Annotated in this window: 16 protein-coding genes and 2 tRNA genes; 11 read left to right on the forward strand and 7 right to left on the reverse strand. The window is 68.7% G+C overall.

All coding sequences use genetic code 11. The features are described from left to right. Positions 1–3: 3 nt before the first annotated feature. Positions 4–1,080 carry a GTP 3',8-cyclase MoaA gene (gene moaA, locus CCZ27_RS07125; RefSeq protein WP_096446844.1) on the reverse strand — a complete coding sequence of 359 codons (1,077 nt, stop codon included), beginning with the start codon at positions 1,078–1,080 and terminating at the stop codon, positions 4–6. Between the two features lie 243 nt (positions 1,081–1,323). On the opposite strand from moaA, the gene CCZ27_RS07130 reads away from it, so the two are divergent. Next, positions 1,324–3,759, forward strand: a complete 2,436-nt coding sequence (locus tag CCZ27_RS07130) for a Lon protease family protein (RefSeq protein ID WP_096446846.1) — start codon at positions 1,324–1,326, stop codon at positions 3,757–3,759. A gap of 65 nt (positions 3,760–3,824) precedes the next feature. On the opposite strand, the gene CCZ27_RS07135 is transcribed toward CCZ27_RS07130, so the two are convergent. The 3 genes from CCZ27_RS07135 to CCZ27_RS07145 form a co-directional block, all read right to left on the reverse strand. After that, positions 3,825–3,900, reverse strand: a tRNA-Asn gene (locus CCZ27_RS07135). A gap of 115 nt (positions 3,901–4,015) precedes the next feature. Then, a tRNA-Asn gene (locus CCZ27_RS07140) sits at positions 4,016–4,091 on the reverse strand. Between the two features lie 82 nt (positions 4,092–4,173). Next, complete coding sequence (locus CCZ27_RS07145) at positions 4,174–5,382, reverse strand: amino acid aminotransferase (RefSeq protein WP_096446848.1); 1,209 nt, start codon at positions 5,380–5,382, stop codon at positions 4,174–4,176. 154 nt (positions 5,383–5,536) lie between these two features. Here CCZ27_RS07145 and uvrB point away from each other — a divergent pair, with 154 nt between their 5' ends. Beyond that, positions 5,537–7,633 (forward strand): excinuclease ABC subunit UvrB, encoded by a 2,097-nt coding sequence (gene uvrB, locus CCZ27_RS07150; RefSeq protein ID WP_096446850.1) that lies wholly within the window; start codon positions 5,537–5,539, stop codon positions 7,631–7,633. Between the two features lie 18 nt (positions 7,634–7,651). After that, positions 7,652–8,122: a low molecular weight protein-tyrosine-phosphatase gene (locus CCZ27_RS07155; protein ID WP_096446852.1), complete on the forward strand. Its 471-nt coding sequence runs from the start codon at positions 7,652–7,654 to the stop codon at positions 8,120–8,122. A 75-nt stretch (positions 8,123–8,197) separates the two neighbouring features. Here the strand turns inward: CCZ27_RS07155 and CCZ27_RS07160 are convergent, their stop codons facing one another. Next, a complete protein-coding gene (locus CCZ27_RS07160) occupies positions 8,198–11,359 on the reverse strand; it encodes a ribonuclease E/G (RefSeq protein ID WP_096446854.1) in 3,162 nt (1,053 codons plus the stop codon). Positions 11,360–11,791: 432 nt separating this feature from the next. On the opposite strand from CCZ27_RS07160, the gene CCZ27_RS07170 reads away from it, so the two are divergent. Both CCZ27_RS07170 and CCZ27_RS07175 read left to right on the forward strand, forming a co-directional pair. Further along, positions 11,792–12,754: an RluA family pseudouridine synthase gene (locus CCZ27_RS07170; RefSeq protein WP_096446856.1), complete on the forward strand. Its 963-nt coding sequence runs from the start codon at positions 11,792–11,794 to the stop codon at positions 12,752–12,754. Then, positions 12,747–13,403 (forward strand): HAD-IA family hydrolase, encoded by a 657-nt coding sequence (locus CCZ27_RS07175; protein WP_096446858.1) that lies wholly within the window; start codon positions 12,747–12,749, stop codon positions 13,401–13,403. The genes CCZ27_RS07170 and CCZ27_RS07175 overlap by 8 nt, the downstream gene beginning before the upstream one ends. An 8-nt stretch (positions 13,404–13,411) precedes the next feature. Here CCZ27_RS07175 and CCZ27_RS07180 read toward each other — a convergent pair whose 3' ends face one another. Next, a complete protein-coding gene (locus CCZ27_RS07180) occupies positions 13,412–14,140 on the reverse strand; it encodes an SAM-dependent methyltransferase (protein ID WP_096446859.1) in 729 nt (242 codons plus the stop codon). Beyond that, positions 14,137–14,712, reverse strand: coding sequence for a Maf family protein (locus CCZ27_RS07185; protein ID WP_096446861.1), 576 nt, complete (start codon positions 14,710–14,712; stop codon positions 14,137–14,139). Before CCZ27_RS07185 ends, CCZ27_RS07180 begins: the two co-directional genes overlap by 4 nt. Positions 14,713–14,841: 129 nt before the next feature. Between CCZ27_RS07185 and CCZ27_RS07190 the strand changes: the two genes are divergently transcribed. The 6 genes from CCZ27_RS07190 to fabG all read left to right on the forward strand — a co-directional run bounded on the left by CCZ27_RS07190 (position 14,842) and on the right by fabG (position 19,354). After that, on the forward strand, positions 14,842–15,354 hold the full coding sequence (locus CCZ27_RS07190) for a YceD family protein (protein ID WP_096446863.1): 513 nt from the start codon (positions 14,842–14,844) through the stop codon (positions 15,352–15,354). A 30-nt stretch (positions 15,355–15,384) separates the two neighbouring features. Continuing rightward, on the forward strand, positions 15,385–15,564 hold the full coding sequence (rpmF, locus tag CCZ27_RS07195; RefSeq protein WP_096446865.1) for a 50S ribosomal protein L32: 180 nt from the start codon (positions 15,385–15,387) through the stop codon (positions 15,562–15,564). Positions 15,565–15,658: 94 nt separating this feature from the next. Further along, complete coding sequence (gene plsX, locus CCZ27_RS07200; protein ID WP_096446867.1) at positions 15,659–16,675, forward strand: phosphate acyltransferase PlsX; 1,017 nt, start codon at positions 15,659–15,661, stop codon at positions 16,673–16,675. Beyond that, positions 16,672–17,637 carry a beta-ketoacyl-ACP synthase III gene (locus tag CCZ27_RS07205; RefSeq protein ID WP_096446869.1) on the forward strand — a complete coding sequence of 322 codons (966 nt, stop codon included), beginning with the start codon at positions 16,672–16,674 and terminating at the stop codon, positions 17,635–17,637. Before plsX ends, CCZ27_RS07205 begins: the two co-directional genes overlap by 4 nt. A 34-nt stretch (positions 17,638–17,671) precedes the next feature. Next, entirely contained in the window at positions 17,672–18,601 is a 930-nt protein-coding gene (fabD, locus tag CCZ27_RS07210; RefSeq protein WP_096446871.1) for an ACP S-malonyltransferase, read from the forward strand. A gap of 3 nt (positions 18,602–18,604) precedes the next feature. Beyond that, positions 18,605–19,354, forward strand: coding sequence for a 3-oxoacyl-ACP reductase FabG (fabG, locus tag CCZ27_RS07215; RefSeq protein WP_096446873.1), 750 nt, complete (start codon positions 18,605–18,607; stop codon positions 19,352–19,354). Positions 19,355–19,393 lie beyond the last annotated feature (39 nt).

Below are 19,393 nucleotides of genomic sequence, written 5' to 3' on the forward strand. Positions count from 1 at the left end.
GCCTCACCCTCCGATGTAGGACATCTCGATCTTCTGCGTCGCCGCGGTGGCGGCGGTGCGGATTTCCGAGTAGCGATCCTCGCGCCGCTGCCAGACCGCGGCGATGGCGGCGTCGAGCCGATCGTCGCCGGCACCGCCGCGCAGCAAGGCCCGCAGGTCGTGGCCGCTCCGCGCGAACAAGCAGGTGTATAGCTTGCCCTCGGTGGACAGCCGCATGCGGGTACAGCCCGAACAGAAGGCCCGCGTGACCGAGGAGATCACGCCGATCTCGCCCGCGCCGTCCCTGTAGCGCCAGCGCTCGGCGACTTCGCCGGCGTAGTTCGGATCGACGGGTTCGAGCGGGAACAGGCGGCCGATGCGTGCGATGACCTCGCGCGAGGGCAGCACCTCGTCCATTTTCCAGCCGTTGGAGCCGCCGACGTCCATGAACTCGATGAAGCGCAGGATGTGGCCGCTGCCGCGGAAGTGGCGCGCCATCGCCTCGATGCAGTGGTCGTTGGTGCCGCGCTTGACGACCATGTTGACCTTGATCGGGCCCAATCCGGCCTCGTGCGCCGCGTCGATGCCTTCCAGCACGCGGGACACCGGCAGGTCGGTGTCGCTCATGCGCTGGAAGGTCGCATCGTCGAGCGCGTCGAGGCTGACCGTGACGCGGTGCAGCCCGGCGGCCTTCAGCCGCTGGGCGAGCCTGGACAGCAGCGCGCCGTTGGTGGTGAGGGTGAGTTCGACGCCGCCGATCCCGGCCAGCATCGCGATCAGCCGGTCCACATCCTTGCGCAGCAGCGGCTCGCCGCCGGTGATGCGGATCTTGCGCACGCCCAGCGCGACGAACCGGCGCGCCACGCGGGTGATCTCCTCGAAGCTCAGCAGCGCCTCGCGCGGCAGGAAAGGGTGGTCTTCGCCGAACACCTCGCGCGGCATGCAGTAGATGCAGCGGAAGTTGCAGCGGTCGGTGACGGAGATGCGCAGATCCCGCAGGTTGCGTCCGCGGCGGTCGAGCACGGGGCCGCCCGGGCGCGGTGCGGCGCCTTCGGGCAGGAAGAGAGTGGTCGCCGCCTCGCGGATGGGGAAGACTTTCATGGAAAAACGGCGCTCGCGCGGTCAGGTGGCCGGATGGTGCCCGCGCACGGGATGCGGCGCATTGTCCGGTATCAATCGGGCAGGCCCTCGATGGCGTCGACCGTTTCGCCGGGGAATGATTCGATTATCGGCGGGCGCCCGGGACGCGTGCAAGGCGCTTGCCCTGCGCCGCGCTTGGAGGTGAAGATGGCGGCCACGACACGGCGTACCGCCAGACTTTCTCGGCACCAGGAGAACAACAACATGGCCGATCTTGCGCCGCTTCCTGCAACCGCCCTGCGCGCGAGTTGCGACCCGGCCCGCTTCGACTTCGATTCCACCGCCTCGCTGGCCGACCATGCGGGCGACCTCGGCCAGGCCCGCGCCGTGGAGGCGCTCCACTTCGGCCTGGCGATGGGCCACAGCGGCTATCACGTCTTCGTGCTCGGCGAGCCCGGAAGCGGCAAGCACGCCACCACCTTCCGCCTGCTGCGCTCCCGCGCCGCCGCCGAGCCGGTGCCGCCGGACCTGTGCTACCTGCACAACTTCGACGAACCGCTGCACCCGCGGCTGCTGATGCTGCCGGCGGGCCGCGGCGCCGTGCTGCGCGCGCAGATGCAGACCTTCATCCGCGAACTGGGCCCGGCGGTGGAAGCCGCCCTCGGCAGCGATACCCACAGCGACCGCGTGGAGGCGCTGCAGAACAACCACAAGGCGCGCGAAGAAAACACGCTGCGCGAACTCGGCCAGGCGTGCGGCGCCGAGGGCATCTCGCTGCTGCAGACGCCCGACGGCTTCGTGTTCGCGCCCTCGCGCGACGGCGAGGTGCTGTCGTCCGCAGCCTTCGAGGCCCTGCCGCAGCAGGAGCGCGACGACATCGAGACGCGCGTGGCCGGCTGGAGCGACAAGCTCGAAGACCTGCTGAACGAGTTTCCCGGCTGGCGCAAGGCGCTGCGCGAATCGATCGCCCGCGCCGAGCAGGAGGCGCTGGGCCCCGCGGTGTCGCACCTGCTGCGCGAGGTGCGCGAGCGCCATGCCGACCTGCCCGAGGTGCTGAGCTTTCTCGATGCCGTCAGCCAGGACGTGCTCGGCTACGCGGTCAACGGCATTCCGCAGGACGAGGAAGACGAGGACACCAGCGAGCCGGAGGAAACCATGCGTTTCCACCGCTACCAGGTCAAGCTGCTGGTCGACCACGCCGCCACGCAGGGCGCGCCGGTGGTGTTCGAGAACAACCCCGGCTACGGCAACCTGATCGGCCGCATCGAGCACGTGGTGCTGCAGGGCGTGCAGGTCACGCACTTCAACATGATCCGCGCCGGCGCGCTGCATCGCGCCAGCGGCGGATACCTCGTCATCGACGCCGAGCGCCTTCTGACGCAGCCCTTCGCCTGGGAGGGGCTCAAGCGCAGCCTGCGTTCCGGCGAGATCCGCATCGAGCCGCCTGCCGAAGCGCAGGGCTGGAGCGGCGCGCTCACCCTGGAACCGCAGGCCGTGCCGTGCGCGGTGAAGGTCGTGCTGATCGGCGACCGCGAACTCTACTACCTGCTGATGGAGAACGACCCCGAATTCGCCGACCTGTTCAAGGTGGCCGCCGATTTCGAGGACGACCTGCCGCGCACGCCGGAAAACGAATACGAGTACGCCCGCCTGATGGCACTGCTCGCGCGCGGCGCCGATCTCTTGCCGATCGACCGCAGCGGCGTGGCGCGGCTGATCGAGGAGGGTGCGCGGCTGGCCGAGGATGCCGAAAAGCTGTCTCTCAACACGCGCTTCCTGTCCGACCTGATGCGGGAGGCGGACCATCACGCCCGCATGAACGGCCGCGAGGCGACGGGGCGCGACGAGGTCGAGGCGGCGCTCGCCGCGCGCGCGCGGCGCTGCAGCCGCTACCCGCTGCGCGTGCGCGAATCCATGCTCGACGGCACGACGCTCATCTCGACCGCCGGCGAGCGTTCGGGCCAGATCAACGGCCTGGTGGTGGTGGAACTGGCCGGCGAGCGCTTCGGTTATCCGGTGCGCATCACGGCGACGGTGCGCCTGGGCGAGGGCGACGTGGTCGACATCGAGCGCGAGGCCGAACTGGGCGGCGCGATCCACTCCAAGGGCGTGATGATCCTGTCCGCCTTCCTCGCCTCCCGCTATGCGCGGCACCAGCCGCTGTCGCTGTCGGCCAGCCTGGTCTTCGAGCAGTCCTACGGCATGGTGGAGGGCGATTCCGCCTCGCTCGCGGAACTGTGCGCGCTGCTGTCGGCGCTCGCCCAGGTGCCGATCCGGCAGCGCTTCGCGATCACCGGGTCGGTGAACCAGTTCGGCGAGGTCCAGGTGATCGGCGGCGTGAACGAGAAGGTCGAGGGCTTCTTCGACCTGTGCAAGGCGCGCGGGCTGGACGGCAGCCACGCGGTGGTGATCCCGGCGGCAAGCGTGCGCCACCTGATGCTGCGCGAGGACGTGGTGCAGGCGGCGCGCGACGGCCTGTTCCACATCCATGCCATCCGCACGGTGGACGAGGCGATGACGGTGCTGACCGGCGTGCCCGCCGGCGAGCCCGATGCCAAGGGCGTGATCCCGCGCGGCACGTTGAACCACAAGGTGGCGACGGTGCTCGCGGAGATGGCCGCGGCACGGCGCGCCCACGAAGACGCCGAGGGACACAAGCCGCTCGGCCACCAGCACCGGCAGCGCCACGGCGCGTCGTGAGCCGGCAGGGAGCAGCACGAGAAAAGGAAAAGCCGATCGTCATGAGACGATCGGCTTTTCGTATCTGGCTCCCCGACCTGGGCTCGAACCAGGGACCTACGGATTAACAGTCCGGCGCTCTACCGACTGAGCTATCGGGGAATCGTGTTGCTTGGGGTGCTGCCTGTGTCTTGCTCGAGTGCCGCACGGCGATTGCCGTTGCGCGGCTTTGCTGCCGACATGGCGTTTCTCCGCGAAACGCCACATCCTGAAACTTTGGCTCCCCGACCTGGGCTCGAACCAGGGACCTACGGATTAACAGTCCGGCGCTCTACCGACTGAGCTATCGGGGAACAGAGGCGCGCATTTTAGGCAGAGCGCACCGCTTCGTCAAGGAAACGACGACGATTTCTCGTCGTCGTCATGCCTTGCGGCTCAAGCCTTCACGACCTGCGCGATCGCCTTCGCCACGTAGCCGATGTTCTTCGAATTCAGCGCGGCGAGGCAGATGCGGCCGGTCGACACCGCGTAGATGCCGAAGTCGCTCTTCAGCGACTCGACCTGCGCGGCGCTGAGGCCGGTGTAGGAGAACATGCCGCGCTGCTTGACGACGAAGGAGAAATCCTGCGCCACGCCCTCGGCCTTCAGTTGCTCGACCAGGCCGGTGCGCATGGCGCGGATGCGGTCGCGCATGCCGCCCAGTTCGTCTTCCCACATCTGGCGCAGTTCGGCGGAGTTGAGCACCGCCGCGACGATCGCGCCGCCATGGGTCGGCGGGTTGGAGTAGTTGGTGCGGATCACGCGCTTGAGCTGCGACAGCACGCGGGCGGATTCGTCCTTGCCGGCGGTGACGATCGACAGCGCGCCGACGCGCTCGCCGTACAGCGAGAAGCTCTTCGAGAACGAGCTGGAGATGAAGAACTGCAGGCCGCTGGCCGAGAAGGCGCGGACCGCGACGGCGTCGGGCTCGATGCCGTCGGCAAAGCCCTGGTAGGCCATGTCGAGGAAGGGCACGAGGCCGCGGGCGCGGCAGACCTCGACCACCTCGTTCCACTGCGCGTCGCTGAGGTCGGCGCCGGTGGGGTTGTGGCAGCAGGCGTGGAGGACGACGACCGAGCCGGGCTGCAGCGTGTCGAGCCTGGCCTTCATGCCGGCGAAGTTCACGCCGCGCGTCCCGGCTTCGTAATAGGGGTAGTTTTCCACCGGGAAGCCGGCGGCCTCGAACAGCGCGCGGTGGTTTTCCCAGCTCGGGTCGGAGATGTACACCGTGGCGCCCGGCAGCAGGCGCCTGATGTAGTCGGCGCCGATCTTCAGCGCGCCGGTGCCGCCGAGCGCCTGCGCGGTGACGACCTTGCCGTCGGCGAGGAGGGCGGAGTCCGTGCCGAACAGCAGGTTCTGCACCGCGCCGTTGTAGGCGGCGGGGCCTTCGATCGGCTGGTAGCCGCGCGCCGGGGCGGCCTCGAGGCGGGCCTTCTCGGCGGTGCGCACCGCGGCGAGCAGCGGGATCTTGCCGTTGTCGTCGTAATACACGCCCACGCCGAGGTTGACCTTCTCGCTGCGGGCGTCGGCGGCAAAGGACTCGTTCAGGCCGAGGATCGGGTCACGGGGCGCCATCTCGACGGCGGCGAAGATCGAAGCGGACATATCGACTCCAGTTGTTCCAGTTGTGCTGGCGGTTCATGCGCGCCGCAGCCGACGGTAAGCCGTGCCTTGAGACGCGATTTGGGAAATAATCACTGCTTTCGCGTGCGCGCACCGGATCGGGGCATGCAGCCGGAAAACGAGCGGGAATTTTAGCATGGCGAGTCAAGGCAGTAGCGAGGCGAAGACCCCCGATGATGCACCCGGAGGCAGCGGAGAGGTGCTGACGTTCGACGGCAGTCCGTTCCGCCTGCACCAGCCCTTTCCGCCTGCCGGCGACCAGCCGGAGGCCATCCGCCTGCTGTGCGAGGGGATCGGGGACGGGCTGCTGTTCCAGACCCTGCTCGGGGCCACCGGTTCGGGCAAGACCTACACCATGGCCAACGTCATCGCCCGCATGGGGCGGCCGGCGCTGGTGCTGGCGCCGAACAAGACGCTGGCGGCGCAGTTGTACGCGGAGTTCAGGGAGTTCCTGCCGGAGAATGCGGTCGAGTACTTCGTCAGCTACTACGACTACTACCAGCCCGAAGCCTACGTGCCGTCGCGCGACCTGTTCATCGAGAAGGACTCGTCGATCAACGAGCACATCGAGCAGATGCGGCTGTCGGCGACGAAGAGCCTGATGGAGCGGCGCGACGTGGTGATCGTCGCCACCGTGTCGTGCATCTACGGCATCGGCGACCCGGTCGATTACCACGCGATGATCCTGCACCTGCGCGAAGGTGAGCGCATGGCGCACCGCGACCTGATCCAGCGCCTGGTGGCGATGCAGTACACCCGCGCCGACATCGACTTCCGCCGCGGCACCTTCCGCGTGCGCGGCGACGTGATCGACGTGTTCCCGGCGGAAAATGCCGAACTGGCGGTGCGCATCGAGATGTTCGACGACGAGATCGAACACCTGACGCTGTTCGATCCGCTCACCGGCCACCTCAAGCACCGGCTCGCGCGCTTCACCGTGTATCCGTCCAGCCACTACGTGACGCCGCGCGCCACCGTGCTGAAGGCGCTCGAGGCGATCAAGGAGGAACTGCGCGAGCGCATCGCTCTCTTCCAGCGCGAAGGCAAGCTGGTGGAGGCGCAGCGCCTGGAGCAGCGCACCCGCTTCGACATCGAGATGCTCAACGAGATGGGCTTCTGCAAGGGCATCGAGAACTATTCCCGCCATCTTTCCGGCCGCGCTGCGGGCGAGCCGCCGCCGACGCTGATCGACTATCTGCCGCCGGACGCGCTGCTGTTCGTCGACGAATCCCACGTCGCCATCGGCCAGGTCGGCGGCATGTACAAGGGCGACCGCTCGCGCAAGGAAAACCTCGTCGGCTACGGCTTTCGCCTGCCGTCGGCGCTAGACAACCGGCCGCTGAAGTTCGACGAGTTCGAGCGCCTGATGCCGCAGACCATCTTCGTGTCGGCCACGCCGGCCGACTACGAGGCCCGGCACCAGGGGCAGGTCGTGGAACAGGTGGTGCGTCCGACCGGGCTGGTCGATCCGCTCGTCGAGGTGCGGCCGGCGATGACCCAGGTCGACGACTTGCTGTCGGAGATCAAGAATCGCCTGGCGGTGCAGGAGCGGGTGCTGGTCACGGTGCTGACCAAGCGCATGGCCGAAGACCTCACCGACTATCTCGCCGACAACGGCATCCGCGTGCGCTACCTGCATTCGGACATCGATACCGTGGAGCGGGTGGAGATCATCCGCGACCTGCGCCTGGGCGAATTCGACGTGCTGGTGGGCATCAATCTGCTGCGCGAGGGGCTGGACATTCCCGAAGTCTCGCTGGTGGCGATCCTCGATGCGGACAAGGAGGGCTTCCTGCGCTCCGAACGCTCGCTGATCCAGACCATCGGCCGCGCGGCGCGCCACCTGCACGGCACTGCCATCCTGTACGCGGATCGCATCACCGATTCGATGAAGGCGGCGATCGGCGAGACCGAGCGCCGCCGCCAGAAGCAGATCGCCCACAACGAGGCGCATGGCATCGTGCCGAAGTCGGTGACCAAGCGGATCAAGGACATCATCGACGGCGTCTACGACGCCGACGGCGCGAAGCGCGATGCCGCGCGCGTGGCCGGCAAGGAAGCCGACTATGCGACGATGGACGAAAAGGCGCTGGCGCGGGCGATCAAGCGTCTCGAGAAGGAGATGCAGGAGCACGCCCGCAACCTGGAATTCGAGAAGGCCGCTGCGGCGCGCGACGAGCTGTTCAGGCTGCGTCAGCGCGCATTTGGCGCAGACCAGCACGGCAGTGTCTGATGGAGGGAGGAAGGAGTGATGACGAGAGTGCTCTTCGTATGCACGGGTAACATCTGCCGTTCGCCGACCGCGGAAGGGGTGGCACGCCACTTCATCGACGTGGGCGGCTACCGCGACCGCATCGAGGTCGATTCGGCAGGGACCAACGGCTACCATGCCGGCGAGGCGCCCGATCCGCGCACGCAGAAGGCGGCGCTCCGGCGCGGCTACGATCTGTCGGCGCTGCGCGCGCGCAAGATCGAGGCGCTCGATTTCGCGCGCTTCGACCTGGTGCTGGCGATGGACCGCGGGCATCTCGACATCATGCGGCGCACCTGCCCGGAGTTTTACAGGGGGCGTCTCGGGCTGTTCATGGAGTATGCCCGCAACCGTGAGTTCGACGAGGTCCCCGACCCTTACTACGGCGGGCCGACGGGCTTCGACGCGGTGCTCGACATGTGCGAGGACGCGATCCAGGGCTTGCTGGAGTCGATCGCGCGGCGCGGCTGAAGCGGCGCCCGCCGCCATGCGCCAAAGCAAGAGGCCGCCCCGCGGGGCGGCCTCTTGCCTGGTGCCGAAGGCGGCTTACTTGTGCGTCTCGATCTGCTGCAGCGGTTCGTCCTCGATCACCGGCGCCGGACGCGGCTTGCGGCCGAGGCGGAGCGGCGTTTCCGGCGCGCCGCTGCCGAACTGCGCGAGCTTGCCGACATCCGTTTCGATCATGATCAGCCCGCTTTCGGCGGCCATGGTGCCGACCTCGATCGGCGCCGACAGAGGCTCGGCCCGGGCGGTCGTCCCGGGCTGCACTTCGGCCTGAGCCGGCTCGGCCGGCAGGGGTTCGGCCGGCGGGGTCTCGGTCGCTGCGGGTTCAGTCGCCAGGGGTTCAGCCACCACGGGTTCAGCCGCTGCGGGTTCAGCCGCTGCGGGTTCGACCGTCACGGGTTCGGCGATCGCCGGTTCCACGGCGGCGTACGCAACTTCCACAGCGGGTTCGCCTTCCACCACGGGTTCGGTTTCGGCCGGCCGGGCTTCCGTTGCCGCTTCCTCGGCCTGCGCGCCGGCGATTTCCACGCTTGCGGTGGAAGAGGCGGACTCGGGCTGCCCGGCCTCGAAGGTCTCGACCGGGGCGCTCTCGATGCCGGCCGGCACCACCTCGACAGCCGCTTCGAGCGGTGGCGTCTGGTCGACCGTCACCGCGACCGGCAGCGGAACCGCTACTGCGGGCTCGGCCGGCGTCTCGACGGCCGGCGCCACGGCGATCGGCAGCGGAGCGGCCTCGATGGCCTCGACCACTTCGGCGGCCGGCGCCGCCTGAGGCACGACGAGTGCCGCGGCTTCGGGTTCCGTTTCCACGGTTGCCGCCGGGGCGGCGGTTTCCCCGGCCTGCTCCAGCGTGCTCGCCGCCACGATTTCCGTGGCCTCCGCGGCTTCCGCCGCCTCCTGCTCCGGCACCTCCTGCGCAGCCGTTTCCTCGCCGGCCGGCTGGATGCCTTCCTCGGCCGCCGTCACTGCGCCTGCGGCCTCGCCTGCGCGGCGGTTGCGGCCGCGGCTGCGGCGGCGGCGCTTCTCGGGCTGCGCACCTTCCTCGGTGGCGGCATCCTCGGCGGAGACCACGCCTTCCTGCGGCGTGAGGGCCGCTTCGGCCGCGGCTGCAGCGGCGGCCGAAGCGGCGAGTTCGACGGCCGTTTCAGCCACAGGGGCGATCACCGGCTTTTCCGCGCTCTCGCCGGTACGGGCGCCGCGCGCGCCGCGACCGCGGCCGCGACCGCCGCCTTCCGCGCGCTCGCCGCGTTCCTGGCGTTCGCCACGCTCGGCCGGCTGGGCCGGGCGTGCGGCCTTGTCGCCCTGTTCCGTGCGTTCGCCGCGTTCCGGACGGCCGCCGCGGGCGGTCTGCGCTTCGGTGTCACGATCGCGGTCGCGGCGGTTGCGGCCGCCGTTGCCGCGGCGCATTTCGGAACCGCGCTCGCCGTGCGGGCGCGGTTCGCGCTTCGGAGCCGCTTCGACCGCCGGCACCGGCGCCGGCGCAGCGGCCGGTTCGCCGCGCAGCCAGCCGAGGATGCGGCCGATGAGTCCGGGGCGCCGGGCTGCCGCCGCCGGTTCGGCCGCGGTTTCGCCGCGCGCTTCCGGCGTCGGCGCGGGTTGCGCGGGGGCGATGCCCTTCACCGCGGCTTCCTGGCGCACGGGCTTTTCGCCGGCCTTGCCCGGCAGGCGCTGTTCGACTTCCTCGGGCTTTTGCACCATCTGGTAGCTGGCGAGCGCGATGTCCTCGACGTTGAGCTGGTCGTGGCGCAGTCGGATGATCTCGTGCGCCGGCGTTTCCAGGTGGCGGTTCGGCACGATGATGAGCTGCACCTTGTGGCGCATCTCGATGCGGGCGATGTCGACGCGCTTCTCGTTGAGCAGGAAGGTGGCGACGTCGACCGGCACCTGCAGGTGCACCGCTCCGGTGTTCTCCTTCATCGCCTCTTCTTCGAGGATGCGCAGGATGTGCAGCGCCGACGATTCGGTGCTGCGGATGTGGCCGGTGCCGTTGCAGCGCGGGCAGGTGATGTAGCTGGTTTCGGCCAGCGCCGGGCGCAGGCGCTGGCGCGACAGTTCGAGCAGGCCGAAGCGGCTGATCTTGCCGGTCTGCACGCGGGCGCGGTCGTGGCGCAGCGCGTCGCGCAGGCGGTTCTCGACCTCGCGCTGGTTCTTGGCCGACTCCATGTCGATGAAGTCGATGACGATGAGGCCGCCGAGGTCGCGCAGGCGGAGCTGGCGGGCGATCTCGTCGGCGGCCTCGAGGTTGGTGCGCAGCGCGGTTTCCTCGATGTCGGCGCCCTTGGTGGCGCGGCCGGAGTTCACGTCGATCGACACCAGCGCCTCGGTGTGGTCGATGACGACCGCGCCGCCCGAGGGCAGGCTGACCTGGCGCGAATAGGCGGATTCGATCTGGTGCTCGATCTGGAAGCGCGAGAACAGCGGCACGTCGTCCGAGTAGCGCTTGATCTTGGCGACGTTGTTCGGCATCACGTGCGCCATGAACTGGCGCGCCTGCTCGTAGATGTCGTCGGTGTCGATCAGGATCTCGCCGATGTCGGGCTGGAAGTAGTCGCGGATGGCGCGGATCACCAGGCTGCCTTCCTGGTAGATGAGGAAGGCGCCGCTCTGGCCCTGCGCCGCGCCCTCGATGGCGGTCCACAACTGCAGCAGGTAGTTGAGGTCCCACTGCAGCTCTTCGGCGCTGCGGCTGATCGCCGCCGTGCGCGCGATCAGGCTCATGCCCTGCGGCACGTCGAGCTGGTCCATGTTCTCGCGCAGTTCGGCGCGCTCGTCGCCCTCCACCCGGCGCGACACGCCACCGCCGCGCGGGTTGTTCGGCATCAGCACGAGGTAGCGGCCGGCGAGCGAGATGTAGGTGGTCAGCGCCGCGCCCTTGTTGCCGCGCTCGTCCTTCTCGACCTGGACGATCAGCTCCTGGCCTTCCTTCAGCGCTTCCTTGATCGACGCCTTGCCGGCATCCACGCCGGGCTGGAAGTAGGCGCGCGAGATTTCCTTGAACGGCAGGAAGCCGTGGCGCTCCGCGCCGTAGTCGACGAACGCCGCCTCGAGGCTGGGCTCGATGCGGGTGATGACCGCCTTGTAGATGTTGCTCTTGCGTTCTTCTTTTGCGGCCGATTCGATATCGAGGTCGATCAGTTTCTGACCGTCCACGATCGCGACGCGCAATTCCTCGGCCTGCGTCGCATTGAAAAGCATGCGCTTCATTTGATCCTTCTCCCGCGCAGGTCACACGGGCAGGACGAACGGCGCGCACCATCGCGCTTTCCGGGATCAGGAGCGATCGGGTAGGGCTGCTGCTTTCATCCGGTGTTGGTAAGGGCTGTGATGGGTCGGCTGGTCGAAATTCTCGTGTCCCCGCCCGGCTGCCGTTTCGGGCCAGCGGGCCGGCACATTTGATCCTGCGTGTGCCTGCTTCGATTTAGGCGTTTAAGTCCAGTTTGTGGGCTGGACAGGTATGTCGTACTGGCTCGTTTGCGTTACCATCGGCGCCTTTTTTGGCCTTGGACGGTACGCGGCGAAGAATCCGGGAGCGCTCTTCAGGGCTCGTCGCCAGCAGTCTGCTCCGCATCCGGGTGTATCCATGGGCGGAGCACTTGGCTGACTAAAACCGGATGCAACGGCGCAGAAGTATATTTCATGACGACGACAGAAGGCAAAGCGATTGCAGTGCGCCACGAGCGCATCGACGAGGCCGCGGCCGGTCAGCGCATCGACAACTTCCTGCTGCGCATGGCCAAGGGCGTGCCCAAGAGCCACGTCTATCGCATCCTGCGCAGCGGCGAAGTACGCGTGAACGGGCGCCGGGTGCAGCAGACCTACCGCCTGCAGGCGGGCGACGAGGTGCGCATCCCGCCGATCCGCATCGCCGCGCCCGTGCATGCCGCCCCCGCGCCGGCGGGCAGGCCGCTGCCCGTCGTGTATGAGGACGACGCCCTCATCGTGATCGACAAGCCGTCGGGCAAGGCCGTCCATGGCGGCAGCGGCGTGAGCTACGGCGTGATCGAGCAACTGCGGGTGCAGCGGCCCGAACTGCGGATGCTGGAACTGGCACACCGCCTCGACCGCGAGACCTCGGGCCTCTTGATCGTCGCCAAGAAACGCTCGGCGCTGACCGCGCTGCACGACATGATGCGCGAGGGCAGGGTCGAGAAGCGCTACCTGACGCTGGTGCCCGGCCGCTGGGCGAATCCGCTGCAGCACGTGAAGGCGGCCCTGCACAAGTACCTCACCGCCGAAGGCGAGCGGCGGGTGCGGGTGAGCGAAGAGGGCAAGCCCGCGCACAGCGTGGTGCGGCTGGTACGGCGCTGGCCCGACTACAGCCTGCTCGAGGTGGAACTGAAGACCGGGCGCACGCATCAGATCCGCGTGCATCTGGCGCATCTGGGCTTTCCGCTGTGCGGCGACGACAAGTACGGCGACTTCGCGCTCAACAAGCGCCTGGAAGCCGAAGGGCTGAAGCGCATGTTCCTGCACGCGGCGAAGCTGAGCTTCGAGCATCCCCTGACGGGCGAACGGCTGAGCTTCGAGGCGCCGCTGCCGGAGGATCTGCAGCGCTTCATCGACGGACTGGATTCAAGACAGGGAAGGGCGAATGGCTGAACGTTTCGATCTCATCGTGTTCGACTGGGACGGCACGCTGATGGACTCGGCGGGCGCGATCGTGCGCGCCATCGTGGCGTCGTGCCGCGACCTGGGGCTGCCCGAGCCCAGCGAGGAGCGGGCGCGCTACGTGATCGGCCTGGGGCTGGGCGACGCCCTGCGCCATGCGGTGCCGGAACTCGCCGAAAGCGACTATCCGCGCATGATCGAGCGCTACCGCCACCACTACCTGGCCAGCGACCATGAACTGACGCTCTTCCCGGGGGTCGTGGACCTCCTTGCCTGGTTGTCGGAACAGGGGCGCATGCTGGGCGTGGCGACGGGCAAGAGCCGCCTCGGGCTGAACCGGGCGCTCGGCCACGCGGGGCTCGTCGCCCGCTTCCACAGCACGCGCTGTGCCGACGAGTGCTTTTCCAAGCCGCATCCGGCCATGCTCGAAGAGATCATGGATGAACTCGGCGTGGAGCCGGATCGCACGCTGATGGTGGGCGACACTACCCACGACCTGCTGATGGCGAAGAACGCGGGCGTGGCTGCGCTGGCGGTGAGCTTCGGCGCCCATCCCGCGCGGGCCCTGCGCGCCGAGGCGCCGCTCGCCTGCGTGGACACGCCGGCCGAACTGGGGCGCTGGTTGCGGCAGAACGTTTGAGAGGAGCGTCAGGCGAGCAGCAGGAACAGGGCCGGGCGCTTGGACAGCGCCGGCCTGTCGCCGCGCCGCCAGTCGCCGATGCTGCGGGTGGCCAGGTATTCGGCCGCAGTGCTCAGGTCGCAGGCGACGCAGAGGCGGGTGTCCGGCCGGCAGACGCGCAGCAGGGCTTCGAACAGGCGGTCGTTGCGGTAGGGCGTCTCGATGAAGATCTGCGTGCGCTGCCGTGTGCGGGATTCGTTCTCGAGGGTGCGGATGCGCTCGTCGCGTTCGGCCTCGGCGACCGGCAGATAGCCGTGGAAGGCGAAGCTCTGGCCGTTGAGCCCGGACCCCATGAGGCCGAGCAGGATGGAAGACGGGCCGACCAGCGGCACGACGCGGATGCCCAGCGCGTGGGCGCGCGCGACCAGCCTGGCGCCGGGGTCCGCGACCGCGGGGCAGCCGGCATCGGACATCAGGCCGATGTCCTCGCCGACCAGGGCGGGGGCGAGCAGGGCGTCGATGGCGGCGTCCGGCACCGCGGCCGGGTCGGCGGGAAGCTCCCGGACGTCGGTTTCGCGCAGCGGGTGCGGGAAGTCCAGTTGCTTGAGATGCGCCCGCGCGCTGCGCGCCGTCTCGACCACGAAGTGCCTCAGGCCGGCGACCGTGGCCTGCGCCTGCTGGGGCAGGAAGGACTGCCACGGGGCATCGCCGAGCGCGACGGGAACGAGGTACAGCGTGCCGCGGGCCGGCGCGTTCATGGCAGTTGGATGCCTTCGGCGCGCAGCATCCGCGACAGCGCGATCAGTGGCAGGCCGATCAGCGCGGTGGGGTCGTCGCCCGACAGGGCTTCGAGCAGGGCGATGCCCAGTCCCTCGGATTTCGCGCTGCCGGCGCAGTCGAGCGGGCGTTCCTTCTCGACGTAGCGGCGGATCTCGTCGTCGCCGAGGTCGCGAAAGCGCACCAGCGTGGGCACGGCTTCGCACTGGATGTTGCCGCTGCGGGTGTTCAGTAGTGCCAGCGCGGTGTGGAACACCACCGTCTGGCCGCGCATGCGCTGCAACTGCGCGATCGCGCGTGCTTCCGTGCCGGGCTTGCCGAAGACCTCGCTGTCCAGGTGGGCGACCTGGTCGCTGCCGATGATCAGTGCGTCGGGATGCATCGCGGCCACCGCCCGGGCCTTGTCGACGGCAAGGCGTCCGGCGGTCGCCGAGGGGGTTTCGCCCGCAAGCGGAGTCTCGTCGGTTTCCGGGCGTGCGGTTTCGAACGGGATCTGCAGCCGCTCGAGCAGCATCTTGCGATAGGCGGACGTGGAAGCCAGGACGATTTTCATCGGGCGGAGGGCGATTGCTCGGGTTGGAGGCGCGGTCTCGGGGCGGATGCCCGGACGGCGGCGCGGCACGCCGCTTTCGGCGCGCGGGCTTTGACATGAACGACGAAAAAATAATATCATGCACGGCTTATGTCGCAACATGGCACCACATCGACGACGATTGCCGATCCGTTCCGGTTCGCGGCCGATGGCCGCCGTATCGACGGCGAGGTCGCCGTGGCGAAGCTGGACCGCCTGGCCGGCAGCCTGGCCGATTCCGTGGGCGTGCTGCACTTCAGCATCGAAGGTTCGCTCGATGAGGAAGGGCGGCCGCGCCTGAGCCTGGGCGTCGGCGGGAGTCTGGTGCTGCGCTGCCAGCGCTGTCTCGGCGGCCTGGACTGGCCGGTCGAGATCGGGGTTTCGCTGCGGCCGGTGCGGGAAGGGGAGGGCATCCCCGACGAGGAACTGGAAGACGACGAGGTGGATGCGCTGGAAGTCGGCGCCGATCTCGACGTCGTCGGACTCGTCGAGGAGGAAGTCCTGCTCGCGCTGCCGATTGCGCCGCGACACGATGATTGCCAACCGCCTCGCCCCGATGGCGGGGCGGAGAAGGAATCGCCTTTCGCCAAGCTGGCCGCGCTGCGCGGCGGCGACAAGGCGTAGGCGGAACATTTTTGATTCAGGAGTCTTTCCATGGCCGTTCAGCAGAACAAGAAGTCCCCGTCCAAGCGCGGCATGCACCGCGCGCACGATTTCCTCACCGGCCCGGCGCTGGCGGTCGAGGCGACCACCGGCGAGGTGCACCTGCGCCACCACATCAGCCCCAACGGTTTCTATCGCGGCAAGAAGGTCGTCAAGACCAAGGGTGAATAAGGCTTCAGCCTGATACGAAGGCGGCGCACGGCGCATGGCGCGCCGGCGCCGCTTTTTTTGTCCGACGGTCTCCCTGTAATCACGCGAGATGCCGATGGGTGTCACGATTGCAATCGATTGCATGGGCGGCGATCACGGTCCGCCCGTGACCGTGCCTGCTGCGTTGTCCTTCCTGCGCAGCCATCCTGATGCGAACGCGATCCTCGTGGGTCGCGAGGAAATCCTGCGCCCGCTGTTCGCCGACGAGGCGCTGCGATTCGGCGAAAGGCTGCGCGTGCAGCCGGCGGCCGAGGTCGTCACGATGGACGATCCGCCCGCCATCGCGATGCGCACCAAGAAGGACTCGTCGATGCGGGTGGCGATCGACCTGGTGAAGTCGGGCGGGGCCGATGCCGCCGTGTCGGCCGGCAACACCGGCGCGCTGATGGCGATCTCGCGCTTCGTGCTGAAGACGCTGCCGGGCATCGATCGTCCGGCGATCGCCACCGTGCTGCCGTCGATGACCGGGCATACTTACGTCCTCGACCTGGGTGCGAACGTCGATTGCACGGCCGAGCATCTGCTGCAGTTCGGCGTCATGGGCGCGATGCTGGTGGCGGCCGTGGAGCACAAGGAGCGGCCCAGCGTCGGCCTGCTGAACATCGGCGAGGAAATCATCAAGGGCAACGACGTGGTCAAGGAAGCCGGTGAGCTGCTGCGCAACAGCGGCCTCAACTTCCACGGCAACATCGAGGGCAACGACATCTACGAGGGTACGGTGGATGTCGTCGTGTGCGACGGCTTCGTCGGCAACGTCGCGCTGAAGACTTCCGAGGGACTCGCGCAGATGATCGGCGCCTTCCTCAAGGAAGAATTCAAGCGCTCGCCGCTGACGAGGCTGATGGGGGTGATCGCGCTGCCGGTGCTCAGGCGCTTCAAGCGGCGCGTGGATCATCGGCTCTACAACGGCGCGCCCCTGCTCGGCTTGCGCGGCGTGGTACTGAAGAGCCACGGCTCGGCCGACGCGCTGGCCTTCGAGAATGCCCTGGTGCGCGCGGCCGAAGCCGCTTCCAACCGGCTCATCGAGCGCATCTCCGAACGTATGTCGAGCATGAACGAGGTGAAGGCATGATCTATGCACGGATCGCCGGTACCGGCAGTTGTCTGCCGGGCAATCCGGTCAGCAACGACGATCTGGTGGCGCGCGGTATCGATACGTCGGACGAATGGATCGTGACCCGCTCGGGCATCCACAGCCGGCACCTCGCGGCGGCCGACGTGGGGGCGAGCGATCTCGCCCGGATCGCGGCGGAGCACGCGATCGAGGCGGCGGGCTGTGAGCCCGAGGACATCGATCTCATCATCGTCGCCACCTCCACGCCCGACTACATCTTTCCCAGCACCGCCGCCCTGGTGCAGGCCAAGCTCGGTATCCGCAACGGCTGCGCGGCCTTCGACGTGCAGGCGGTGTGCAGCGGCTTCGTGTATGCGCTGTCCGTGGCCGAGAAGTTCATCCGCTCGGGCAGCCACGCGCGTGCGCTGGTGATCGGCGCCGAGGTCTTCTCGCGCATCCTGGACTGGTCGGACCGCGCCACCTGCGTGCTGTTCGGCGACGGCGCCGGCGCCGTCGTGCTCGAAGCGTCCGAGCGGCCGGGCATCCGCGCTTCGTCGCTGCATGCCGACGGCAGCCATCATCCCATCCTGTGCGTGCCCGGCGGGGTGGCCTCCGGCCAGGTGATCGGCGACCCCTTCCTGCGCATGGACGGCCAGGCGGTGTTCAAGTTCGCGGTGAAGGTGCTCGGCGACGTGGCGCTGCAGGTGCTGGAGCAGGCGGGCGAGGAGGCGGGCAGCGTCGACTGGCTGATTCCGCACCAGGCCAACATCCGCATCATCCAGGCCACCGCGAAACGGCTCGGATTGCCGATGGAGCGCGTCATCACCACCGTCGGCCACCACGGCAACACTTCGGCGGCCTCGATCCCGCTCGCGCTGGACGAGGCCGTCCGCGGCGGGCAGGTCCACCGCGGCCAGAGGCTGATCATCGAGGGCGTGGGCGGGGGCTTCACGTGGGGCGCGGCCCTGATCGATTTCTGAGCTTCCCTCCTTTTTCTGACAAGCGGAGAACAGCATGGCATTTGCGCTGGTTTTTCCCGGCCAGGGTTCGCAGTCGGTCGGCATGATGGCTGCCTACGGCGACTCGGCCGTGATCCGTGACACCTTCGCCGAAGCCTCGGATGCGCTCGGCGAGGACCTGTGGGCGATGGTCGCCGACGGCCCTGCCGAGCGCCTTGCGCTGACCGTCAATACCCAGCCGCTGATGCTGACCGCCGGTGTCGCGACCTACCGCGCGTGGATCGCTGCCGGAGGACCGGCGCCGGCCATGGTGGCAGGGCATAGCCTGGGCGAATATTCCGCGCTGGTCGCGGCCGGCGCCATCGCCTTCGGGGACGCCGTTCCGCTCGTCCGCTTCCGTGCCCAGGCCATGCAGGAGGCCGTGCCGGCCGGCGAAGGGGCGATGGCGGCCTTGCTCGGGCTCGAGGCCGGCGCGGTGCGCGAAGCCTGTGCCGAGGCGGCGCAGGGCGAGGTGGTCGAAGCCGCCAACCTGAACGCGCCGGGCCAGATCGTGATCGCAGGTGCCAGGGCCGCAGTGGAGCGTGCGGTGGAAGTGGCGAAGGCCAGGGGCGCCAGGCGCGCGGTGCTGCTGCCGGTGTCGGCTCCCTTTCATTGCGCACTGATGCGGCCGGCCGCGGATCGCCTGGCCGAACGTCTGGCTTCGGTCGCCATCTCCGCGCCGCAGATCGACGTGCTGAACAACGTCGACGTCGCCGTCTGCACCGAGCCCGAGGGTATCCGCGATGCGCTGGTGCGCCAGGCGTTCTCGCCGGTGCGCTGGATCGAGACCGTGCAGGAAATGGGGCGCCGCGGCATGAGCCACGTCATCGAGTGCGGCCCCGGCAAGGTGCTGGCCGGCATGACCAAGCGCATCGCCAAGAAAGTGGAAGGGGGGTCGGCGCACGATGCGGCCAGCCTCGAACAATCGATTGCGGCAGTGAGGTAAGCAATGAGTTTTTCGCTCGAAGGGCAGCTTGCGCTGGTCACCGGCGCGTCGCGCGGGATCGGGCGTGCGGTGGCGATGGAACTCGGCCGCCTGGGCGCAGTGGTGGTCGGCACCGCGACGTCGGCCAGCGGCGCGCAGGACATCGACAAGACGCTCGCCGATGCAGGCATCAAGGGCGCGGGCCTGGCCCTCGACGTGACCGATGCGGCGGCCTGTGAGGCATTCGTGGCGGAAGTCGAGAAGCGCTTCGGCACGATCAGCGTGCTGGTGAACAATGCCGGCATCACCCGCGACAATCTCGCCATGCGCATGAAGGACGAGGAATGGGATGCCGTGCTCGATACCAATCTGCGCGCGGTCTTCCGCATGAGCAAGCTCGTCATGCGCGGCATGATGAAAGCGCGCGGCGGACGCATCGTGAACATCACCTCGGTGGTGGCGAGCGCGGGCAATCCCGGACAGGCGAACTACGCCGCGGCAAAGGCCGGCGTGGCCGGCATGTCGCGGGCGCTGGCGCGCGAACTGGGCAGCCGCGGCATCACCGTGAACTGCGTCGCGCCCGGCTTCATCGACACCGACATGACGCGCGCGCTGCCCGACGCGGCCCGCGACGCCCTGCTCGGCAACATCGCGCTGGGCCGCCTCGGGCGGCCGGAAGAGGTGGCCGGAGCGGTCGCGTTCCTCGCATCGCCCGCCGGAGCCTATGTCACCGGTACGACGCTGCACGTCAATGGCGGCATGTACATGTCGTGATCGTCGGCCGGGATAGCGGTTCCCGGCCTTTTTGGTAGA

The organism is Thauera sp. K11 (genome assembly GCF_002354895.1).
Taxonomy (GTDB): Bacteria; Pseudomonadota; Gammaproteobacteria; order Burkholderiales; family Rhodocyclaceae; genus Thauera; species Thauera sinica.